The sequence below is a fragment of the Kitasatospora sp. NBC_01539 genome, from assembly GCF_045040525.1.
In the GTDB taxonomy this organism is placed as follows: Bacteria; Actinomycetota; Actinomycetes; order Streptomycetales; family Streptomycetaceae; genus Kitasatospora.
This window is the reverse complement of sequence record NZ_CP109390.1, coordinates 7,753,833-7,773,766: the sequence shown is the minus strand read 5'-3', so window position 1 is coordinate 7,773,766 and position 19,934 is coordinate 7,753,833. Positions and strand designations below refer to the sequence as shown.

Below are 19,934 nucleotides of genomic sequence, written 5' to 3'. Positions count from 1 at the left end.
GGGCCGGTCGGCCGCGTACACCACGTACACGACGAGCCAGGCACGTCCGATGCCCGGACCGGCTCGCCCGAACCACCGTCAACGGCCGGACGGCGCGGGACGGGTGTCGGCAGCCACGGCTAGGGTGCGGCGCATGCGCTCACTGATCGCCGCCGTCCGCACGCACCGGGCCGCAGCCGAATTCCTGGCCTGGCCGGGCGACTTCGAACTCGACCGGAGCGACCACGGCGAGGAGGTCCATCTCGCGTCCGGTGCGGCCCTGGAGGGCTTCGCCGGCGACGGCACCGGCGGCACGTTCTTCTTCTGCGGCACCGGCGGCGAGGAACGCCCGGTGCTCTACGCGGACTCGGAGGGGCAGGCGGCACTGGTCGCCATCGGCCTGGCCGAGCTCCTGCAGCTCCTGCTGGCCGCCCCGTGGTGGCGCGACTGCCAGGCCTTCACCGGCGAGGAGAGCGACGAACTCGCCGAGGAGTACCTCCAGGACATGCCCGACCTCGCGGAGCGGCGGGAGCGCGCCGCCGCCGCGCTGGGCCTCGACGTGCCGACCGCCGCCTCGGCGCTGGCCCGCCTGCACGAGGTCGCGACCGGCCCCGGCCGGGAGGTCGTCCTCGTCTTCACTCCCGAGGGCAACCCGTACGACCCACTGATCGAGGCCTGACCGGCCCTTCTGCCGTCCGGGCCGCGCCCGGTCCCACCACGGACACCGCCCGCCGACACCCGGCGTGCGGGCGTCCGGCGTGCGGCGGTGCCGATCCGGCCGGTGCCGTCAGCTCGCGGCGGGCACCGCCGACGCGGTCTCCCAGGCGAAGCCGTCCAGGTCGGTGAAGGGCCCGCCGGTGCCGCCGATCGCGAGTCGGTGCGATCCGGTGCCGTCCGGGGAGACGCCGAGATCCTTGGCGAGGGCGCGCCGCCGGTACAGCGCCAGCTTGACGGGGCCCGACCCGGCGGCGAACTCGACGTACATGCGGCTGAAGCTCTTCGCCACGGCGAGGCCCTGCTCGACGTAGAACCGCTTGCTCGCGGCGATGTCCGCGACGCCCAGCAGGAGCACGATCTCGTCGATGTTCCGGGTGGCCGGACCGGTGTCCTTCTTCGCCGAGGTCGCCACCTTCCAGATCGCGCCGTCCGGGGCCTGCACGACACCGCCGTAGCCCCAGAGCGACTTCGCGGCGGGCTTCAGCGGCGTGGCACCGGCCTCGACGGCGGCGTCGACCAGGCTGTCGACGTCCGCCGGCTGCGACACCGTGAGCGCCAGCGTGAACCCGCGGAAACCGGTGGTGGGGGCCTCCGAGGCCCGCACGCGGATCTGCGTGTCCAGGCCGAAGGCGGAGGTGTAGAAGTGGTGCGCGGCCGCGGGGTCGGCCACGTCGAGGGTGACGGATTCGATGGATGCCATGCCCCTCACGCTAGGTGCGGCCCGGCGGCCGGCGCTTCTCGAATCCTGATCGATGCTGCCGCCGGGGACCGGACCGGTCGGTGCGCGAGACGGCACGGCGGCACCCCCGCCGAGACTGCTCGCACGACCGGACACGCCTTCACCCCGGCCCTCGGCCGGTTCGCCCCCACCCGCTTCCGGGGTCCGCGGTGCCGCAGCGGGATATCCGTTGCTCCCGCCTGCGGTGACCTGCGATGATCCTGCGCCGTGAGTCTCTTGCTGATCGTCGTCCTGGTGGGCCTCGCCCCTTCGCTGATCCGTTCCTACCGCAGGTCGCAGGCCGTCGACTGGGCCAGGTCCCGCTTCGACCCCGCCGCGTACGGCCTGGTGGCGACCGCCATGCTCGACCCGCGGCGCACGTCCGGGCGGCGGGCGACGACTGGGACGAACGCTGGTCGAGGCTGGAACTGCTCGCCGAGATAGCGCAGGAGGACGACGCCTGGCTGACGGCCTGGCGCACCGCCGAACCGGGCGACTGCGACGCCGCGACCCTGGAGGCCAAGCACCTGGTCCACCAGGCCTGGGCGATCCGCGGCCGGGCGTACGCGCACGAGGTGCCGCCCCAGAACATGGAGAAGTTCCGTCAGTTGCTCCCGGCGGCGATCGAGGCGGCGCACCGCGCCTCGCTCCTGGCACCGGACAACCCGGCGCCGTGGGTGGTCATGGTCACCGCGGCGCGCGGCGCCCAGTACGCCCCGGACCGGTTCCGGCCGCTCTGGGACGGCCTGGTCGCCCGCGCCCCGTGCCACTACGAGGGGCACTGGCAGGGCATGCAGTACTGGTGCGCCAAGTGGTTCGGCTCGAACCGGAAGATGATGGCCTTCGCCCGGCGCGCCATGGACAAGGCTCCGGTCGGCAGCCCGCTCGCCGGCATCTACGTGCACGCGCTGTCCGAACTCACCACGCGCAGCGGCGCCCGTGCGTTCCCCGTCAGCTGGGCGGCCAAGCGGCGACTGAAGGCGGTCGCGGCCTCGCTCGCCACCGTGCCGGCGGAGGACCCGCGCCTGCCCGTCCTGCGGCACGTACTCGCCGGCCACCTGGACCGGGCCGGACTGTCCACGGACGCCCTGGAGCAGTTCCGGCTGATCGGACGCTGGTGCGGCTCCGGCCCCTGGACGGACCGGGGCAACCCCGTGGCGGCGTTCGACCTCGCCCGCGGCGTCGCCGTGCGGCTCTCCCGGGCGAAGCCCCTGCCGGAGGGGATGCGGAACACCAAGGACATGGTCCACCACCACGGATGACGGACCCGCCGCCCCGGAGCTGCCACTGACGCCACGGCGGCCGCCACGCCGCCGCGCCGCCGCGCATCACCGCACGGCACCGGGGTGGCGGGGCCCCCTCCGTGGGCCGCTACGGCCGGGCGGTGGGCCGCCGGGACGCACCCGGCGGCCGTCCCGTGGACGCGCCCGACGACCACGGAACGGCGCAGGTACGATCTGCCCTCCTGAACGATCTACAGGAGGTTCCCGCATGATCCAGCGGTTCGGCACGGGCGCGCGTATGAGCGAGGCCGTGGTGCACAACGGCACGGTGTACCTGGCGGGACAGGTCGCCGGCGACATCACCCAGGACGTCGAGGGCCAGACGAAGCAGGTCCTCGCCGGCATCGACGCCCTGCTGGCGGAGGCCGGCAGCGACAAGACCAAGGTGCTCCGCGCGGAGATCTTCCTCGCCGACATCAAGGACTTCGCCGCGATGAACTCCGCCTGGGACACCTGGGTGCCCGCCGGCGCCACGCCCGCGCGCGCGACCGTCGAGGCCCAGCTCTACCGTCCCGAGGTGCGCGTCGAGATCATCGTGACCGCCGCGGTCTGACCCCCTGTGGGCTGACCCGCCGCGGTCTGATCCGCCTCGACCCGCGTCCGGTCGCACGGACGACCCCGACACCCGACCCCGGAGCGAGAACGCCGACGGCGGACAGGGCTGCGAAGGACCGCAGCCGTGCCCCCGGGGTCGGGGCGGACGCCCGTCGCCGGCCTGCCGTGCCCCCCTGCCGTCGGCTCGGCGAGTCCGGCCCGGCGGTCAGTGGCAGCCGTGGCGGGCCGATCCCGGCGGCGCGGCGGTGGGTCCGGTGGCGGGGCTCAGGGGGCGACCGGCGCCGCGGGCTCGCCCTTGTGGTCGAGGACCAGCTTCAGCAGTGCCGCGTTGTGGCCGAGCAGCCAGTACGTGCCGCCGGCGAGCTCGACCGGGTGCGAGTATCCGAGCCGGGCCTGCGTCGCGTTCTGCTGGACGCGGCCCTGCGGGAAACTCGCCGTGCCGTCGGTGAGGGGCTGGATCTGCAGTCCCTTGCCGCGGCCGCGCCAGGCGAGTGCCGTGCCGCCGTCGGGGGTGCGCTGCAGCAGCAGGTAGCCGAGGGTCTGGCTGCCGTCGCGCGTGCCGAAGGCGGGCAGGCAGAGCCGGATGCCCGAGGCGAGCCGTGCCGCGTCCGCCTCGGGGGTCCGGGCGGCGGCCAGGCCGGTGGCGGCGACGAGCTTCGCCGCCCAGCCCCGGTACACGGCGGAGGTCGCCTGCGCCCCCTCGACGCCGGGGTGGAACGAGGTCGGGAGCACCGCCTTGACCAGCGCTTCCAGCAGGTACCACACGACGAAGCCCACCAGGCCCAGCACGGGACCCCCGACCGCCAGGCCGGTGAAGACCAGGACCAGCGCCAGCGCGATGGACACGCACAGGTGGACTGCCAGGCGGACGTTCACGTCACTCCCAGGACAACGGATCACGACAACGGATCACACGGTCGATCGCCTCACGAACGATCGCGCAGACCCTAGCGCCCCGTGACTGCCGGGCGACAGGGGGTCCACCGTGCGGGCAGGGGCGGCGGTCCCGCGGCGGAGGCGGTCGACGGCGCGGGGCGTCCGCCGTCCGTGGGCGGGGCTCCGAGGTCGGTACTGTGGTCGAACGAATCGTCGGGAGGCACCGTCCACATGGCCAAGATCCCTGCCGCGCAGCGCGCCGCCGCGCGGCCGCCCCTGCTGCAGCTGACCGGCGTGAGCCGCTCGTACGGCGACCGGGAGGTGCTGCACCCGGTGGACCTGAAGCTCGCCGCCGGCGAGTGCGTGGCGCTGCTCGGGCACAACGGGTCCGGCAAGTCGACCCTGCTGCGGGTCGCGGCCGGGCGCGACCTGCCGACCCGGGGCACCGTCCGGTTCGACGGACTCCCGATGGACGAGAACGATCCGCGGATCCGGGCGAGGGTCGCGGTCGTCGGCGACACGGTCACCTGCTACCCGGACCTCACGGTGCGCGAGCACCTCCTGCTGGTCGCGGTCGCGCACGGTGTCGCCGACGCGCCCGCGTGGGTCCAGCAGGTGCTGGACGACCGGTTGCTGGCCGAGCGGGCCGACGCGCTGCCGTCCGCGCTCTCCTCCGGGCAGATGCAGGCGCTGCTCCTGGCCTGCGCCCTCGTCCGGCCCCGCGATCTGCTGCTGTTGGACGAGCCCGAGCAGCGCCTCGACCCCGACGCGCGGCGGCGGCTGGCGGAGCTCCTCCAGGCCGAGCTCGCGGACGGTGTGGCGGTGCTGCTGGTCACCCACCACACCGATCTCGCGCGGGAGGTCGCGCACCGGGTGGTGGTGCTGGAGGACGGCCGGATCGTCCGGCAGGGCGCCCCGGGCAAGGTCCTGGCGGCCGAGGCCGCGGGCCGCACCACCGGACGCGGACCTGCTGCACCGGCCGGCGCCCGGTGAGCGGCTCGGAGACGGTGGCCGCCCCGGCCACCACGGCCGACCCGCAGCTCGCCGCGGACGAGGCCGAGACGGCGGCCGCCGCACCCGGCCCGACGGAGGACGGCCCGACGGACGACGCGACGGACGGCGACGCGACGCCCGACGACTGGACCGCCGACGACGACTGGACCGACGAGGCGCTGGCCCTGCTGCACGCCCTGCGGACCCCGCACCGGCGCAACCGGGCCAAGCAGATCGGCTTCGCGGCCTACTGCGCCGTGCTCATCCTGGTCATCTGGGGAGGCGTCCCGAGCCTCGGCCTGTTCCTGCAGGCTTCCATGGGCGCCGACTACACCGGTCACGGCCCCGCCCTGCTGGCCGCCATGCCGAGCGGCATCGCCGCCCTCGGGCTGGCCACCCTGCTGCTCGCCGTCCGCGACGGGCTCTGGCGCGGGCCGGTCGTGCCGCCGCGGGCCACGACGGACTGGCTGCTCGCGCACCCGGTCCGTCCGCGCCCGGTGCTGCGGCCCTGGTTCTGGCTGTCGTGCGGGCTCGCCCTGGTGCCCGGCCTCCTCATGGCCGTCGGCGGGATGGTCACCCTCGGTCTGACCGTACGGGCCGGGCTGCTCGCGGCCCTCGGCTGGTGCCTGGTCGGCGGGGTGTGTCTGCCGCTGCTCGGCGTCAGCGCCGCACTGCTGGTGCAGCGGAGCGACCGGGCCGCCCGCTGGGTTCGCCGGCTCACCCCGTACGCCTCGGTGCTGATCCTGGCCCTCGCCGCGCAGAGCGCGCTCGCCGCCACGGGGCACTCCGTGCACGGGCTGGAGCAGGTGGAGCTGTGGTCGGGCCCGTGGGGGTGGGCGGGGATCGCCGCACTGGCCCCGACGCCCGCCGCCGTCCCCGGTGCCTGGGCGGCCGCCGCCCTGCTGCTCGTGCCGACCGCGGTGTGCCTCGTCCTCGCCGACCGGGCCGCCTCCACCGTGTCGCTGACCCTGCTGCGCGAGCGGGCCCGCACCGCGGCCGGTGTCCTCGCAGCCCTGCGGACGGTCGAGCTCCGCGCCGCACGGCTGGCCGTGAACTCCGCCTCCGGCGGCAGCCGGCAGTTCAGGGTCCGGCTGCCGGCCCCCCGCCGGGCGTGGCTGGTCGTGTACTGGCGGGACGCGCTCGCGCTGCTCCGCTCACCCGCACGGCTCGGCCGCTCGGTGCTGCTCACCGTGCCGGCGCTGCTCTGCGCGGTACCGGCCCACGGGACGCGGGGCGTGCTGTCCTGGGCGATCACGGCCGTCGCCCTGCTCTTCGGCTACCTGGCCGTGGCGCAGCTGCTGGAACCGGCCCGGATCGAGACGGACGACGTACGCCGGGCGTCCTGGTCGCCCTACCCGTTCGCCGGGCTCATGCTGCGCCACGCGGTCGTCCCCACCGTGCTCGGCGTGCTGCTGGGCACGGCCGGCGCCGTCGCGGCGGTGCTGTCCGGCGCCGGACCGACCGTATGGCTCGCGCCCCTCGTGGTGCCGGCGCTGGTCGGCGCCGGTCTCGTGAACGCCTGCCGGGGCGCGGCCCGGCGCGACCTGCTCTTCCGGCCGGCGCAGGCCGCCGGCGGCGGGACGGGAATCATCGCCTTCGCCGGCTGGTACGCGGCGGGTCCGGCCGTGGCCCTTCCCTTCCTGGCGCTGCCGCTCTCCGAGTGCCTGCGCACCGGGGCCGCGGCTCCCTTCGGCCGGACGGCCGCGGTGGGCGCCGCACTGGCCGCCGTCCTGCTCCGGTGGGCGTGGTCGCGGGCGGGCAAACTGCCCCGGCAGACCCGGCCGGGCGGGGCCGCCTGACAGCCGGACCTGCACAGCCCGCCCAGCCCCGGCCGCAACCCCGGCCGCGACCCCGACCGGGGGCCGTGGCCGGGGTTGCGGCCGTCGGGCCCGCGAAGGGTGGGAGGCTCCGGCCGGGCAGGTGCACGGCGCGTGGGCGGGTCCGCGGACACCCCCTACCCGGGTAGGGGGCCGGAGACGGCTCCCCGGTGTGACGATCTGCGGGGTGCGGAGACCTAGCGTCGGTGTGACAAGGCCGAGCCCTCCGAAGGAGACGTTCCGATGGCACTCACACCCCCGCTCGCACCCCCGTCGGCCCCGTCGGCCCCGTCGGCCCCGTCGGCCCCGTCGGCCCCGTCGCCGGGACGGTCGATCACCGACCGGCTGCTCGGCTGCTACACCTGGCGGCCCTCCGCCTACGCCCTGGCCGCCCTGCCGGTGGGCCTGGTGTCGCTCCTGGCGGCGTTCGCCGGTCGCTCCGGGCCCGCCTTCGGGCTCCAGCGCGGCCTGGCGGTCCGGCTCCTGGCCGCCCCGGTCGCCCGGCTGCCCCGCCGACGGCTCGTACGGGCCCTGGCGCACGGCGTCCTCGCCCTGCCGCTGCAGTTGTTCACCGCCGCCCTCACCGGGGTGCTGTGGGCGGACTTCCTGGTCCGCGGCCTCTGCTACCCGCTGGCGGAGTGGGGCCAGGACGTTTCCGCGTCCTGGGGCGGCCCCACCATGGCGGGCGCGTGGGCCGCGCACTTCGGGGTCGGCCTGCTCACCCTGGCGGTCCTGCTGCCGCTCGTCCGGCTGCTCACCGCCGGCCAGCGCCGCCTCGCGGTCCGCCTGCTGGGCGCCGGACCGGAGGTCTGAGCCATCACTGCCCTAGCGTGGCCGACGATGAACACCGAACCTGCCCGGCGGCTGCGGGCCGCGGCGCTGCCCGCCTCCGTCCTCGCGCTGACCGGCCTGGGCTGGGCCGACCTGAGCCAGCACTACGCCCTCGACGCCGGAACCGCCCTCGCCCTGGGCCTCGCCCGCGCGCTGCCGCTGCTGTGGGTCCGTACCCGTCCGCTGCTCGCCTACGGGGTGTCGCTGGCGGCGTCCGTGCTCACCGCCGTGCTCGCCCGGCCGGTCTCCGCGGCCGAGCCGTGGCCGATGACGGTGACCGGCCTGGCCGCGGCGGTCGCGCTGCTCGTCATGGGCGGGAGCCGGCTCCCGCGGCGCACCTGCACCGCGATGGGCCTGGCCCTGCCGTTCGTCACCGCCGTCCTGCTCGCCGCGCTGCCCGGACGCGGCAGCTGGTCCGGCCTGGTGACCGTCGTGATCGCCACGGCGCTGGCCCTGGTCGCGGCCGAGGTGCTGCGCGACCGCTCGCTGACCCGCACCCGGCTCGCCGAGCAGGAGCGCATCAGCGAGACCGAACGGACCCGCCGCGCGCTGCTGGAGGAGCGTGCCAGGATCGGCCGCGAACTGCACGACGTGGTGGCCCACCACATGTCGCTGATCGCCGTCCGCGCGGAGACCGCGCCCTATCGCCTGCCGGACTGCTCGGCCGAGGTGCACGCGGAGTTCCGGGCCGTCAGCGGTGCCGCCCGGGACGCCCTGACCGACATGCGGCGGCTGCTCGGCCTGCTCCGCGGCGACGAGGCGGCGGCCAGGGTTCCCCAGCCGGAGCTGGACCGGCTCCCCGCACTGGTCCTGGAGGCCGGCCCCGGCGTCGGCCTGGAGGTGGTCGGCGAGCTCGGCGACGTCCCCGCGACGGTCGGCGTCTGCGCGTACCGGATCGTCCAGGAGTCGCTGTCGAACGCCCGGCGCCACGCCCACGGCGCCGCGGTGGACGTCCGGTTGCACCGGACCGCCGCCTCGCTGCGGATCACCGTCCGCAACGGCCCGGGCCCCGGGCGGGCGCCCGCCACCGGCGGCCGCGGCGGCACGCAGCACGGTACGGAAGGCGCCACGCGGGACGGGCCGGGCGACGGCACCGCGTACGGCAGGGCGGACGACGGCGGGTACGGCAGCGGGGACGGAACGGGGAACGGCAGCGGCAGCGGCGGCAGCGGCAGCGGCAGCGGGCATGGTCTGATGGGCATGCGGGAGCGGGCCGCCGTGCTCGGCGGCGGGTTCTCGGCCGTCGCCGGACCCGACGGCGGGTTCACCGTGACGGCCGACCTGCCGCTGCCGGCGAAGTGACCACGGGGGAACCATGAGCACGAGCATCCTGATCGTCGACGACCAGGCCATGGTCCGCCAGGGTTTCGGCGCCCTGCTCGACGCACACCCGGGCCTGCACGTGGTGGGTGACGCCGCCGACGGCGCCGCCGCGCTGGAGGCCGCCGCCCGACTCGACCCGGACGTCGTCGTGATGGACGTCCGGATGCCGGTGATGGACGGCCTGGAGGCGACCCGCCGCCTGCTCCGGGGCCCCGGCGACCGCCCCAGGGTGCTCGTGCTGACCACCTTCGACCTGGACGACTACGTCTACGAGGCGCTGCGGGCCGGCGCCAGCGGCTTCCTGCTGAAGGACGCGCCCGCCGAGGAACTGGTCCACGCCGTCCGGGTGGTGGCCGCGGGTGACGCCCTGCTCGCCCCGTCCGTGACGCGTCGCCTCATCGCGGACTTCGCCTCCCGGCGCCCGGCCGCCCCGCGCGGCGGACCGGCCCGGCAGCTCGCCGGCCTGACACCCCGTGAGACCGAGGTGCTGGAGCTGATCGCCCGGGGCCTCTCCAACGCCGAGATCGCCCGGGCGCTCGTCGTCGTCGAACAGACCGTCAAGACCCACGTCAGCCGGGTGCTCGCGAAGCTCGGTCTGCGTGACCGCGCGCAGGCCGTGGTCTTCGCCTACGAGTCCGGCCTCGTCACCCCGGGAGCCCGGAACCCGGCGTGACCCACCTCGCCCGGACGCGCCGGGCGGCTTCGCGCGCGGGCACGGACGCCCGGCACGGACGCCGACACGAGGGTCAGGCGCCGAGGGTCAGGCGCCCGCGGTGACCGCCCTGAGCCCGGCCAGCGACTCCTCGACCAGCTGCGACAGATCCTTCACCCCGGGCCAATCCCCCGACTCCGGCCCGTCCGACCCGTCCGCCCGCTCCGGCTGATCCGGCCCGTCCGCCCGCTCAGGCTGATCCGGCTGGTCGACCCATCGCCGGAACGCGATCTTGAAGACGGCGATGCCCGCCTCCGCGGCCAGGCTCGCCGGGACCTCGTCGACACCCCGCTGCCGCAGCGCGCCGGCGAGTGCGGCGGCCAGCCTGGCGAGTTTGATCAGCTCGCGTTCCTGCAGCTCCGCGTTGGCGTCGATCACGGACTGGCGGCGGCGGGCGAGCGGCGCGCGTTCCTGGAGTACGGCTGCGGCTGCCGCGAGGGCCGCCGACACGGCCTCCATCGGGGTGGCGGCCCCGGGGGCGCGGGTGGCGGCGTCGACCATGCCCTCCTGCAGCAGGGCGGAACCCGCGAAGAGCACCTCGCGCTTGTCCGCGAAGTGCCGGAAGAACGTCCGCTCCGTCAGCCCCGCCCGTTCGGCGATCTCCGCCACCGAGGTTCGCTCGAAGCCGCGCTCGACGTAGAGGTCCAGTGCCGCTCGTTCGAGCCTGCCGCGTGCGTCCGGCTCCCATCGACCCATGCCCGGCATCGTACCCGACGACAGTGGCTGCCATCACGTGACGACAGCCGCTGACATCAGGTGTACGGTGGCGATGACAGTAACTGACATCGCCCGGTCGCCACGCCCGCATCCCGGGCGAGGACGACCGGCCGACGCTGGAGGCTTTCTCATGCGCGTTTTCGTCACCGGGGCATCCGGATGGATCGGCTCCGCCCTCGTCCCCGAACTCATCGGGGCGGGCCACCGGGTCACCGGGCTCGCCCGCTCGGACGCCTCGGCCGCCGCCCTCACGGCGGCCGGGGCCGAGGTGGTGCGGGGCACCCTCGACGACCTCGACCTCCTCCGCGACGCGGCAGCCGCCTCGGACGGGGTGATCCACCTCGCGTTCAAGCACGACATCGCCTTCACCGGCGGATTCCAGGACGCCGCCGACGCGGACCGCCGCGCCGTCGAGACGTTCGGCGACGCCCTCGCGGGTTCCGGCCGGCCCCTCGTCATCGCCGCCGGCCTCCTCGGACTCGTCCCGGGCCGGGTGAGCACCGAGACGGACGGCCGCACGGCCGACTCGCAGCCCGACCACCTGGGCGGCGGCCCGAGCACCCGGATGGGCACCGCCCACCTGACCCTCGCGCTCGCGGACCGGAACGTCCGGTCGGCCGTCGTCCGGCTCCCCCCGACCGTGCACGGCGAGGGCGACCACGGATTCATGGCCGCCCTCGTCGCCGTCGCCCGCGACAAGGGCGTCTCCGGCTACGTCGGCGACGGCGCCCAGCGCTGGCCCGCCGCGCACCGCATCGACGCCGCGCACCTCTTCCGGCTCGCGCTGGAAGGCGCACCGGCCGGCTCGGTCCTCCACGCGACCGCCGACCCGGGCGTGCCGCTCAGCACCGTCGCCGAGGTCATCGGCCGCCACCTCGGTCTGCCGACGCGATCCGTGGCCCCCGACGAGGCAGGCGCGCACTTCACCTGGCTGGCGGGGCTCATCGCCCTCGACAGCCCCGCCTCCGCCGAACTCACCCGCGAACTCCTCGGCTGGCAGCCGACACAGCCGGGCCTGATCGAGGACCTGGAGAAGGGCCACTACTTCCGGACCGCCGGCCGGTAGCGCCGCACCGGGCTGCCGCCGCCACGACCTGCGGATGCGGGTCAGAGGCCGCCGAGGCCGGGTGAGTCGAGGTCGTACTCCTCCCGCGGCGGCTCCGGAGCGCGGGGCGGGCCGGGGGGCGCCGGCACGGGTGCCAGGGGGTGGTCCCCCGGCAGGACGTGCGCCCCGTACAGGGCCACCCTGCGCGGCAGTTCGGCGTCGGCGGGCAGCGGCGCGGCCGCCGCGGCCCGGCGTGCGGCCTCGCCGGCCGCAGTGACGCCGCCCCTCATGGGCGGCCGGCGGTCCTGCAGGACGGGAACGACGACGAGCACGCCGACCTGCGCGGCCGGCAGCAGCCAGGCGTCGCAGACGACCGCGAGGGCGGACCCGGCTGCCAGGAGGGCGGCCACGGCGGCGTTGCGCCGACGGCGGGCGCGGGCCTGTGCCGCCCTCCGGGCCACGGCGGCGGGTGCGCGGGACGGCACGCCGTCCGGCAGGCCCCACTCGCACAGCAGGCCGTCGGCGACGAGCCGGTCACGCAGGCGCGCCATGCACGGCACGTGCTCCTCGTGCCAGAAGAGGCGGGTGGTGACGGTGCCCTCCTCGCCGCCGATCTCGTGGAGGAGGGTGGCCTCGACGTCGTCGCGGGGCACCGGGTCGAGGACACGGAGCCGGAGCACGCCGTACTCCTTGCCGGTCACGGCGAGGCGCCCTTCGGCGTGCATCCGTACCAGCGCGGCCGCCGGCACCCGCAGGGAGCGCAGCACCGACGAGGCGAGGTAGGCCAGTTCGTACAGGTCCAGGCTCGCGGTGACGGGCCGCGGGGGGCCCGCGGTGGCGGCGAGCGCCTGCCGGGCGCGGGTCTCCGCCCGGTCGGCGACCGTCAGCACGGTGGCCGACAGCACCGTCAGCACGGCACCGGCCGCCGCGCACGGCACACTTCCGATCGGGTCCATGCGTCTCCCCCGCCGCCGGTGACGCCCGACCCGTACCCCGGGGGCGACCCGCACACACCGTCCGCGGCCCGTCCGCACCGCGTGCCGCGCCGGACCGGACGCCCACCACCGGCCACCACCGGCCACCACCGGCCACCACCGGCCACCGGGGAGCGGTCGGCGGCCGGCGGCCGGTGAAGTGGCTGTCCGGATAGTGCTCTTGTGGGGCGGGCGCGGTGAATGACACGCTCCGGCTGTGATCACCCCTGACACGGCGTCACTGCCCGGCGGCTGGTGGCTGCGGGCCGTCGCCCCGGCCGCGCGGACCGCCGGTGGTCCTCCGGCGTGGGCGGGCTTCGTCGAGGAGGTCGTGGCGCACGGTGCGCCGCCGGCCCTTCCGGACGGCGCGTTACCGGGCCTCACCGGCTTCACGGCGCTGATGGAGCCGTTCGCGCGGCACGCGGCGCGGCGGCTGCCCGACCTCGGTCCGGTCTCCGCCTCCGTCCGGGAGTCGTGGACCGCGCGCCTGGCGGAGCGGCTGGCCGCGACGGCGGCCCGGGCCCTGGTGCTGGAGCTGCACACGGCGGGGGCGGCCGGCCGGCTCGACGGCGGGACGCCCGCGCTGCGTTTCCGTTCGTTCCTGCAGGCGTCCTCGCAACGGGCCGGCCGGGTCGGATTGTTCACGCACCATCCGGTGCTGGGGAGGCTGGTCGGGCAGGCCTGTCTGCACGCGGCCGCGGCGACGGGCGAGCTGCTGGAGCGTTTCGCCGCCGACCGCGCCCGGATCGTCGCCGACCTGCTGCACGGCGTCGATCCGGGCGAGCTGGTCGAGGTGCACGGTGCGGCGGGCGACGGGCACCGGCAGGGGCGGGGCGTCGCGGTGCTGGGCTTCGCGACGGGCTGCCGGGTGGTCTACAAGCCGCGCCCGCTCGCGGTGGACCGGCACTGCGCCGGTCTCCTGGAGTGGTTCAACGCGCGGTCCGGGCTGCCGGCCCTGCGCGTCCCGGTGGTCGTCGAGCGGCCCGGTTACGGCTGGGCGGAGTTCGTCCGGCCGGAGGGGTGTCCGTCCGCGGACGGCATCGACCGCTTCTACCGCCGGCTGGGCGGGCTGCTCGCCGTGCTGTACGCCGTGGGCTGCACGGATCTGCACCACGAGAACCTCGTCGCCTGCCGGGACGAGCCCGTCGTCGTGGACGTCGAGACGCTCTTCCATCCGCCGGATCCGTCGGACGGTCGACGGGATCCGGCCGAAGTCGCCCTGGAGGCCTCCGTCCACCGCACCGGGCTGCTGCCCCAGTTGTGGGTCGGCGACGAGGACGCGCTGGACGTCTCGGGCGTGGGCGGTGACCCCGGGGCGGCGACGCCGCTGGACGTCGTGGACTGGGCCGACGCGGGCACCGACCGGATGCGGCTGGTCCGCGGGACACGGCCGTTCGCCGGGGGCGCCAACCTGCCGCGTCTCGGTGCGGCGGCCGTCGACCCGGCGGAGCACGTCGAGACGCTGGTGGCGGGATTCCGGGCCGGGTACCGCACCGTGGTGGCGCACCGTGACGACCTGCTGGGCGCCGACGGCCCGTTGGCGGGGTTCGCCGACGACGAGGTGCGGGTGGTGGCGCGGGCCACCCAGGTGTACGCGACGCTGCTGGACGAGTCGACCCACCCGGATCTCCTGCGCGACTGGGAGGAGCGCCACCGGGTGCTGGGCACGCTGCGCGAAGGCGACGGTGCGGACGCTCCGCCCTGGCCCGGTCTCGTCGAGGACGAGCTCGCGGACCTGTGGAACGGCGACGTGCCGCTGTTCACGGCGCGGCCCCGCCACGCCGACCTGTGGACGGCGGCCGGCCGGCGCGTCGCGGGCGCCCTGGACCGGCCGGGGCTCGACGTGGTGACGGAGCGGATCCGGGCGATGGGCCCACGGGACTGTGCGCGGCAGGAGTGGATCGTCCGCGCGGCCATGGCCGGCCGGTCGCGCGCGGACGCGCACGGCGACGGCGCGCCGGGGCCGCGGCCGTGCGGCGGCGGTTCGGCGCACCGGCCGGACGACCGGACCTGGCCCGCGCCCGAGCGGCTGCTCGCCGCCGCCCGCGCCGTCGGTGACCGGCTCGTCGTGGACGCGTACCGCGGCGCGGGGGCCGCCAACTGGCTGGGCCTGGAGCTGCTGGGCGACCGCTACTGGCGGCTGCAGCCGCTCGGCGCGGACCTGGGGAGCGGGCGGACCGGGGTGGCGCTGTTCCTGTCCCGGCTCGCCGTGCTGACCGGGCAGGAGCGGTACGCGGAGGTGGCCCGCGAGGCACTCCGCCCGCTGCCGGGGCTGCTGGCCGGATTGGCCCGCCGGCCGGACGACCTGGGCACGGTGGGCTCCGGCGGGTTCGCCGGGCTCGGCGGCGTCGCGTACGCGCTCGCCTCGGTGGCGCGGTGCCTGGACGACGCGGAGGTCGGCAGCCTGGTCGGGCCGGCAGTCGAGCTCGCCGGGCACGCCGTGGACCGCGAGGCGGAGTACGGCGTGGCGGGCGGGACGGCGGGCGGGCTGGCCGCGCTGCTCGCGGTGCACCGGACGACCGGGTCGGCCGCGGCCCTGCGGGCCGCCGGGCGGGCCGCCGAGCGGCTGGTCGACGCGCCGCTTCCGGCCGGGCCGGGGTTCGCCGACGGGCGGGCCGGGGTCGGGTGGGCGCTGCTGCGGTACGCGGAGGCCGGCGGGGGTGCGCGCTTCGGCCTGGCCGGGACGGCGGCGCTACGGGCGGCGGCGGACGGCTGCGCCGGTGACCGGCCGGGCTGGTGCCGGGGCTCGCACGGTGTCGCGCTGGCGGTGGCCGACAGCCCGGCGGCCCGGGAGGACCCGGCGCTGTCGGCCCTGTCGGCGCGGGCGGTACGGGCGGCGGACGGCGGCGGACCGCTTGCCGGGTACGGCCTGTGCCACGGCGAACTCGGCGTCCTGGAGCTGCTCGTCCACGCGTCCACGCCCGACGGGGCATCCGCGGCCGACGGGGCCTTTGCGCCCGACAGGACATCCGCGCCCGACGGGCCGTCCGCGGCCCGGACGCCCGGGGCCGCGGTGCATGAGCCCGCGGTTCGCGGGGCAGCAACACCCGGGGCCGGGGCGCGGCGGGCCGCCGCCGTGGTCACGGCGGTGGAGCAGGGCGCGCTGCGGTACGGGACGCCGGGCGGGACGGCCGTCCCCGGCCTGCTCCACGGGCTGGCGGGGACGGGCTACGGCCTGCTGCGGCTGGGTTTCGCCGCCCGGGTGCCTTCGGTGCTGCTGCTGCGGGCACCGAGTGACGGACCACCGGCCGCCGGGGGCGTCCTGCCCGCCGGACAGGTCGGCACCTTCGAGGGATTACGGAGTACGCGATGAACGAGACGGAGACCGTCCGCACCTGGAAGAAGCCCGCGGCGCAGCACGGGGAGGCCGCCGACCATCCGGCCGGCCGTGTGCAGCTCGGCGGCGGCGGGGGTCTGAGCCGCCGGGCCGACCTCCTGTCGGGTGCGGGCGCGAGACTGCGGAACACCACGACCTTCACGCAGACCATGACCATGACCCTGCCCCTGGCGTGTCCCGCGGGGCCGGAGTCCGACAGCCGGGCGGCGCGGTAGCGCCCGGTCCGCCCACCCCGCCGGTGGCCGCCCCAGGACGGGAGCCCTTGCCATGCGTGCCACTTCCCCCGTCACTGCCGGCCGAGGCGCCGAACTGGCCGTGATCGACGAGGCGCTCGCGCGGCTGCGGGCGTCGCAGGGCGGCTCGGTGTTCGTGCTGGGCGAGGCGGGCATCGGCAAGTCCCGGCTGGCCCGGGAGAGCGCGGACCGGGCTGGCCGGCTCGGTGTGTGCGTGCTGCGCGGCCGCAGCAGTGCGACGGGTCTCACCGGGCCGTTCCGGCCGCTCGTGGAGGCGCTCGCCTCGTACTCCCGGGTCGGCGGGCTGCCCGCCGACCCGGAGCTGGCGCCCTACCGGCCCGCGCTCGCGCGGGTGGTCCCCGAGTGGCGGGGGGCGGAGGCGGGCTATCCGGAGAGCATGGTGGAGTTCGCCGAGGCCCTGCTGCGGCTGCTGGTCGTGCTCGGCCGGGAGCGCGGCTGCCTGCTGGTGCTGGAGGACCTCCACGAGGCGGACTCCGAGACGCTGGCGGTCGTCGACTACCTGGTGGACAACCTGGCCGCGCTGCCGGTGCTGATCGTCGCCACGCTCCGCCCGGAGTCGGGTGCGGCGCTCGACCTCGTCGACGCGGCGGGCCGCCGCCGGACGGCGGCCGTGCTGACGCTGCGTCCGCTGGACACCGCCGGGGTGCGGACGGTCGCGGCGGGCTGTCTGGGGGTCGCGGAGGACAGGGTGCCGGCCGCCGTGGTCGACCGGCTGGCCGGGCACGGCGGCGGCAACCCGTACCTCGCCGAGGAGTTGCTCGCCGACCTGGTGGAGTCGGGTGCGGTGCGGCTGGCGCCGGAGGGCCCGACGGTGGTGGGCGATCTGGTGACCGGTGTGCCGACGTCCGTCGTGCAGAGCCACGCCCAGCGGCTTGGCCGGCTGGACCCGGCGGTGGGGCACCTCCTGCTGACGGCCGCGTGCCTGGGGTCGCGGTTCTCCGTCGCCACGTTGCAGATGGCCCTCGGCGTGGGCGAGCAGCACCTCTTCGCACGGTTGCGGGACGCCACCCGCGCGGGTTTCGTCACCCCGGTGGGCCGTGGGACCGACCAGTACGCGTTCCGGCACGCGCTGACGGCGGAGGCGCTGCTGGCGGTGCCCGCCCCGCCCGAACGGGCCGCCCTGGCCCGCCGTGCGGCCACCGCGCTGGAGGGTGCCGACCCGGTGCTGGCGGAGGACAGGTGCCGGCTCGTCGCGGACCTGTGGACCACGGCCGGGGAGCGCGGGCGCGCCGCCGCGGGCTACTCGGAGGCCGGCCGGCGGGCGCAGGCCGGCGGGGCGTGGGCGTCGGCCGTCGCGCTGTTCGAGCGGGCGGCCGAGCTGGCGCCCGCGGAGGACCGGGCGGCCGTCGTCGAGTCCCTCGCGCAGGCCCTCGCCGGGGCCGGGCACCTGGAGCGCGCCTTCGCGCTGGCCGAGACGCTGGGCATGGCCGGCGCGGACGCGCTGGACGTCGGCCGCCGGGTCGACCTGCACCTCAGGCTCGCCTGGGACGCCGTGATGGCCGAGCGCGGCCCCGACGCGCGGAGGCAGGTGGCGGCGGCCCGCGCGCTGATGCCGGAGCCCCGTGGGCGCGGCGCCGGGCTGTCCGGGCAGGGCGCCGCCCTCGCCGTGGTCGAGGGGCATCTCGCGCTGCTGCCGGGGGCGCAGCCCGGCGCGGGGCCGGACCGGGCCAGCCGCACGGCGGACGCCGAGCAGTCGGCGCGCCGGGCCGTCGAGGTCGCGGAGCGGGCGCCGCTGCCCGTGGTGGCGTGCCAGGCCTGGCACCTGCTGGCGCTGCTGGGCCGCGAGCGCGGCTTCGACCATGCCGACGCGTGCCTGGAGCGCATGCTGGCGGTGGCCGAGAAGCACGGCCTGCAGCTGTGGCGGGTGGGGGCGCTCGTCCGGCTCGGGGTCAACGCCTTCATGCGCACCGGGAGTTCGGCCCGGCTGGAGGTGGCGCGGCAGACGGCCCGTGCCCTCGGGGCGATCGTGCTGACGCAGGACACCGAGGGAATGCTCGCCATGCACGCGGTGCTGCGGGCCGAGTACGGGAAGGCCCGGGAGGCGGTCGACCGCTCGCTCGGGGCCACCGCCCGACTGCGCAACCTCTCCACCCACCGCTACCTCCTGCTGACCTCGGCCACGCTCGCCGCCCACCGCGGGCGCCGCGGCGAGATGGACCAGGAACTCGAACGGTTCCAGCGGGCCGGCGGGGCGGAGTCCTTCCTCACCCCCGTCGTGCTGGGCCTGTGCCGGGCCTTCTGCGCGCTGATGGAGGAGGACAGGGCGGCCGCGGCGGCGGAGCTCGCCGCCGTGGCCGACTGGGAGGCGGCACACCCCAACGTCTTCTACCTGTCGGGCAGTCACGGGATGGGCCCGCTCCTGGACGTCCTCGCCGGCCGCGCCGACCGGGCGGCGCACCGGGCGCACGCCGCGGCCCCGGCGGCGGAACTCGCCTGGAACCACCAGTTCCTGCTGCTCGCCGAGGCGGTGCTGCTGGGGCGCGAGGGGCGGGGCGGCGAGGCCGCGGCCGTCCTCGCGACCGTCCACGACACGTACGGCGCGCTCTTCCCGGCGGCCCACCACCTCGGGCTTCGGCTGGTGGCGGAGGCCGCGCTCGACGACGGGTGGGGCGATCCGGTGTCGTGGCTGCGGGCCGCCGAGGAGTACTTCCACACGGCCGAGGTCACCGCGGTGGCCGGGGCGTGCCGGGCCCTGCTGCGCGGGTCGGGTGCGGGCGTGCGGCAGCGGCGCGCGGGGCGGGACAGGATCCCGGCCGCGGTGCGGGAACTCGGCGTCACCCTGCGGGAGTACGAGGTGCTGGCCCTGCTGGCCGGGCGCCCGAGCAACGCGGAGATCGCGCGCCGGCTCTCCATCTCGCCGCGCACCGTGGAGAAGCACATCGCCGGCCTGGCCCGCAAGACGGGGCGGTCGGACCGGTCCGCGCTGTGCGCGCTGGCCCGTCTGCTGACCGCGGAGGAGTAGGCCCGCCCGCCGGCAGCACGACCGGCGCGGAACGGCCGGGACGGCCGGGTCGGCCAGGGGACGGCCCACGCGGACGCTGAACGGCGCGGGTCGGCCGGGACGGCGCGGGACGGCCGGGGGTGCCGGGTCGACCGGGGGTGCCGACCTGGGGTGATACCGACTGCGCACCGCGCGTAGACCGTTCCCGGAGCGGCCGGGCCTAGCGTTCTGTCCATCGGCGAAGGGCCCTCGGCTCGAACCGGGGCCGCCTGCCGGGGCCGCCTGACGAGGCGGCCCGACGGGGCGGCCCGCACACACCACTGTTGCGCGCTCGGACCAAGGAGAAACGATCATGGCTGACAACATCGAGCCCACCGGCACCGACGAGACCGTTCTCCCGCTGCAGGAGCTCGGCGGTGGCGAGGAGGACGAGGTCCAGGCGCACGCCAGCAGCGTGAGCCTGGCGGCCTGTGCGATGGAGGCCTGATCGGTCCGGCTCCGGCCGGCACGGACTCCCGCGGCACCCGGCCCCGGCCGGACCGCGGAGGAGCAGGACGGCGGTTGCGGGCACCGGGCGACCGGGCGAGCCGCACCCGCCGAGGCACCACACACCCACGGCACCACCACGTGCGAGAAGGAGACGATCATGGCTGACCACATCGAGCCCACCGGTACCGACGAGGACGAGGTCGAGGCGCACGCGGAGTCGGTGCTCCCGCTGCAGGGCCTCAGCAGCCCCGAGGACGAGGCCGGCATCCTGCCGCCCGCCGACGGCAGCAGCGTGAGCCTGGCCGCCTGCGCCTGATCACCCCGAGCCCGTGGCGTCCGGACGGTCCGTCCGGGCGCCACGGGCCGTGCCCGA

Annotated in this window: 18 protein-coding genes; 14 read left to right on the top strand and 4 right to left on the bottom strand. The window is 76.8% G+C overall.

Annotation, left to right across the window (positions count from 1 at the left end; genetic code table 11):
* Window positions 1–133: 133 nt before the first annotated feature.
* Complete coding sequence (locus tag OG335_RS33670; RefSeq protein WP_405014928.1) at window positions 134–658, top strand: hypothetical protein; 525 nt, start codon at window positions 134–136, stop codon at window positions 656–658.
* A 108-nt stretch (window positions 659–766) separates the two neighbouring features.
* Here the strand turns inward: OG335_RS33670 and OG335_RS33665 are convergent, their stop codons facing one another.
* Window positions 767–1,396 carry a glyoxalase gene (locus OG335_RS33665; RefSeq protein ID WP_405014927.1) on the bottom strand — a complete coding sequence of 210 codons (630 nt, stop codon included), beginning with the start codon at window positions 1,394–1,396 and terminating at the stop codon, window positions 767–769.
* Window positions 1,397–1,629: 233 nt separating this feature from the next.
* Between OG335_RS33665 and OG335_RS33660 the strand changes: the two genes are divergently transcribed.
* On the top strand, window positions 1,630–2,676 hold the full coding sequence (locus OG335_RS33660) for a hypothetical protein (protein WP_405014926.1): 1,047 nt from the start codon (window positions 1,630–1,632) through the stop codon (window positions 2,674–2,676).
* 229 nt (window positions 2,677–2,905) lie between these two features.
* Entirely contained in the window at window positions 2,906–3,250 is a 345-nt protein-coding gene (locus OG335_RS33655; RefSeq protein WP_405014925.1) for a RidA family protein, read from the top strand.
* A 266-nt stretch (window positions 3,251–3,516) separates the two neighbouring features.
* Here the strand turns inward: OG335_RS33655 and OG335_RS33650 are convergent, their stop codons facing one another.
* Window positions 3,517–4,128 carry a hypothetical protein gene (locus tag OG335_RS33650; RefSeq protein ID WP_405014924.1) on the bottom strand — a complete coding sequence of 204 codons (612 nt, stop codon included), beginning with the start codon at window positions 4,126–4,128 and terminating at the stop codon, window positions 3,517–3,519.
* A 231-nt stretch (window positions 4,129–4,359) separates the two neighbouring features.
* Between OG335_RS33650 and OG335_RS33645 the strand changes: the two genes are divergently transcribed.
* The 5 genes from OG335_RS33645 to OG335_RS33625 all read left to right on the top strand — a co-directional run bounded on the left by OG335_RS33645 (window position 4,360) and on the right by OG335_RS33625 (window position 9,765).
* Entirely contained in the window at window positions 4,360–5,121 is a 762-nt protein-coding gene (locus OG335_RS33645; RefSeq protein WP_405014923.1) for an ABC transporter ATP-binding protein, read from the top strand.
* Window positions 5,118–6,920 (top strand): hypothetical protein, encoded by a 1,803-nt coding sequence (locus tag OG335_RS33640; protein WP_405014922.1) that lies wholly within the window; start codon window positions 5,118–5,120, stop codon window positions 6,918–6,920. The genes OG335_RS33645 and OG335_RS33640 overlap by 4 nt, the downstream gene beginning before the upstream one ends.
* Before the next feature lie 261 nt (window positions 6,921–7,181).
* Window positions 7,182–7,751 (top strand): hypothetical protein, encoded by a 570-nt coding sequence (locus OG335_RS33635; RefSeq protein WP_405014921.1) that lies wholly within the window; start codon window positions 7,182–7,184, stop codon window positions 7,749–7,751.
* 27 nt (window positions 7,752–7,778) lie between these two features.
* Window positions 7,779–9,071 (top strand): sensor histidine kinase, encoded by a 1,293-nt coding sequence (locus OG335_RS33630; RefSeq protein ID WP_405014920.1) that lies wholly within the window; start codon window positions 7,779–7,781, stop codon window positions 9,069–9,071.
* Window positions 9,072–9,084: 13 nt separating this feature from the next.
* On the top strand, window positions 9,085–9,765 hold the full coding sequence (locus OG335_RS33625) for a response regulator (RefSeq protein WP_405014919.1): 681 nt from the start codon (window positions 9,085–9,087) through the stop codon (window positions 9,763–9,765).
* An 87-nt stretch (window positions 9,766–9,852) separates the two neighbouring features.
* Here OG335_RS33625 and OG335_RS33620 read toward each other — a convergent pair whose 3' ends face one another.
* Window positions 9,853–10,500, bottom strand: a complete 648-nt coding sequence (locus OG335_RS33620) for a TetR family transcriptional regulator (protein ID WP_405014918.1) — start codon at window positions 10,498–10,500, stop codon at window positions 9,853–9,855.
* Between the two features lie 151 nt (window positions 10,501–10,651).
* Between OG335_RS33620 and OG335_RS33615 the strand changes: the two genes are divergently transcribed.
* Window positions 10,652–11,587, top strand: a complete 936-nt coding sequence (locus tag OG335_RS33615) for an SDR family oxidoreductase (protein ID WP_405014917.1) — start codon at window positions 10,652–10,654, stop codon at window positions 11,585–11,587.
* A gap of 41 nt (window positions 11,588–11,628) precedes the next feature.
* Here the strand turns inward: OG335_RS33615 and OG335_RS33610 are convergent, their stop codons facing one another.
* Window positions 11,629–12,522: a hypothetical protein gene (locus OG335_RS33610; protein WP_405014916.1), complete on the bottom strand. Its 894-nt coding sequence runs from the start codon at window positions 12,520–12,522 to the stop codon at window positions 11,629–11,631.
* A gap of 235 nt (window positions 12,523–12,757) precedes the next feature.
* Here OG335_RS33610 and OG335_RS33605 point away from each other — a divergent pair, with 235 nt between their 5' ends.
* The 5 genes from OG335_RS33605 (at window position 12,758) to OG335_RS33585 (ending at window position 19,877) form a co-directional block, all read left to right on the top strand.
* Window positions 12,758–15,853, top strand: coding sequence for a type 2 lanthipeptide synthetase LanM family protein (locus OG335_RS33605; RefSeq protein WP_405014915.1), 3,096 nt, complete (start codon window positions 12,758–12,760; stop codon window positions 15,851–15,853).
* Window positions 15,850–16,092 (top strand): hypothetical protein, encoded by a 243-nt coding sequence (locus tag OG335_RS33600; protein WP_405014914.1) that lies wholly within the window; start codon window positions 15,850–15,852, stop codon window positions 16,090–16,092. The genes OG335_RS33605 and OG335_RS33600 overlap by 4 nt, the downstream gene beginning before the upstream one ends.
* A gap of 52 nt (window positions 16,093–16,144) precedes the next feature.
* Window positions 16,145–19,093 (top strand): AAA family ATPase, encoded by a 2,949-nt coding sequence (locus OG335_RS33595; protein ID WP_405014913.1) that lies wholly within the window; start codon window positions 16,145–16,147, stop codon window positions 19,091–19,093.
* Window positions 19,094–19,424: 331 nt separating this feature from the next.
* Complete coding sequence (locus OG335_RS33590) at window positions 19,425–19,559, top strand: hypothetical protein (RefSeq protein ID WP_405014912.1); 135 nt, start codon at window positions 19,425–19,427, stop codon at window positions 19,557–19,559.
* Between the two features lie 159 nt (window positions 19,560–19,718).
* Window positions 19,719–19,877: a hypothetical protein gene (locus OG335_RS33585; RefSeq protein WP_405014911.1), complete on the top strand. Its 159-nt coding sequence runs from the start codon at window positions 19,719–19,721 to the stop codon at window positions 19,875–19,877.
* The last annotated feature ends 57 nt before the right edge of the window (window positions 19,878–19,934 follow it).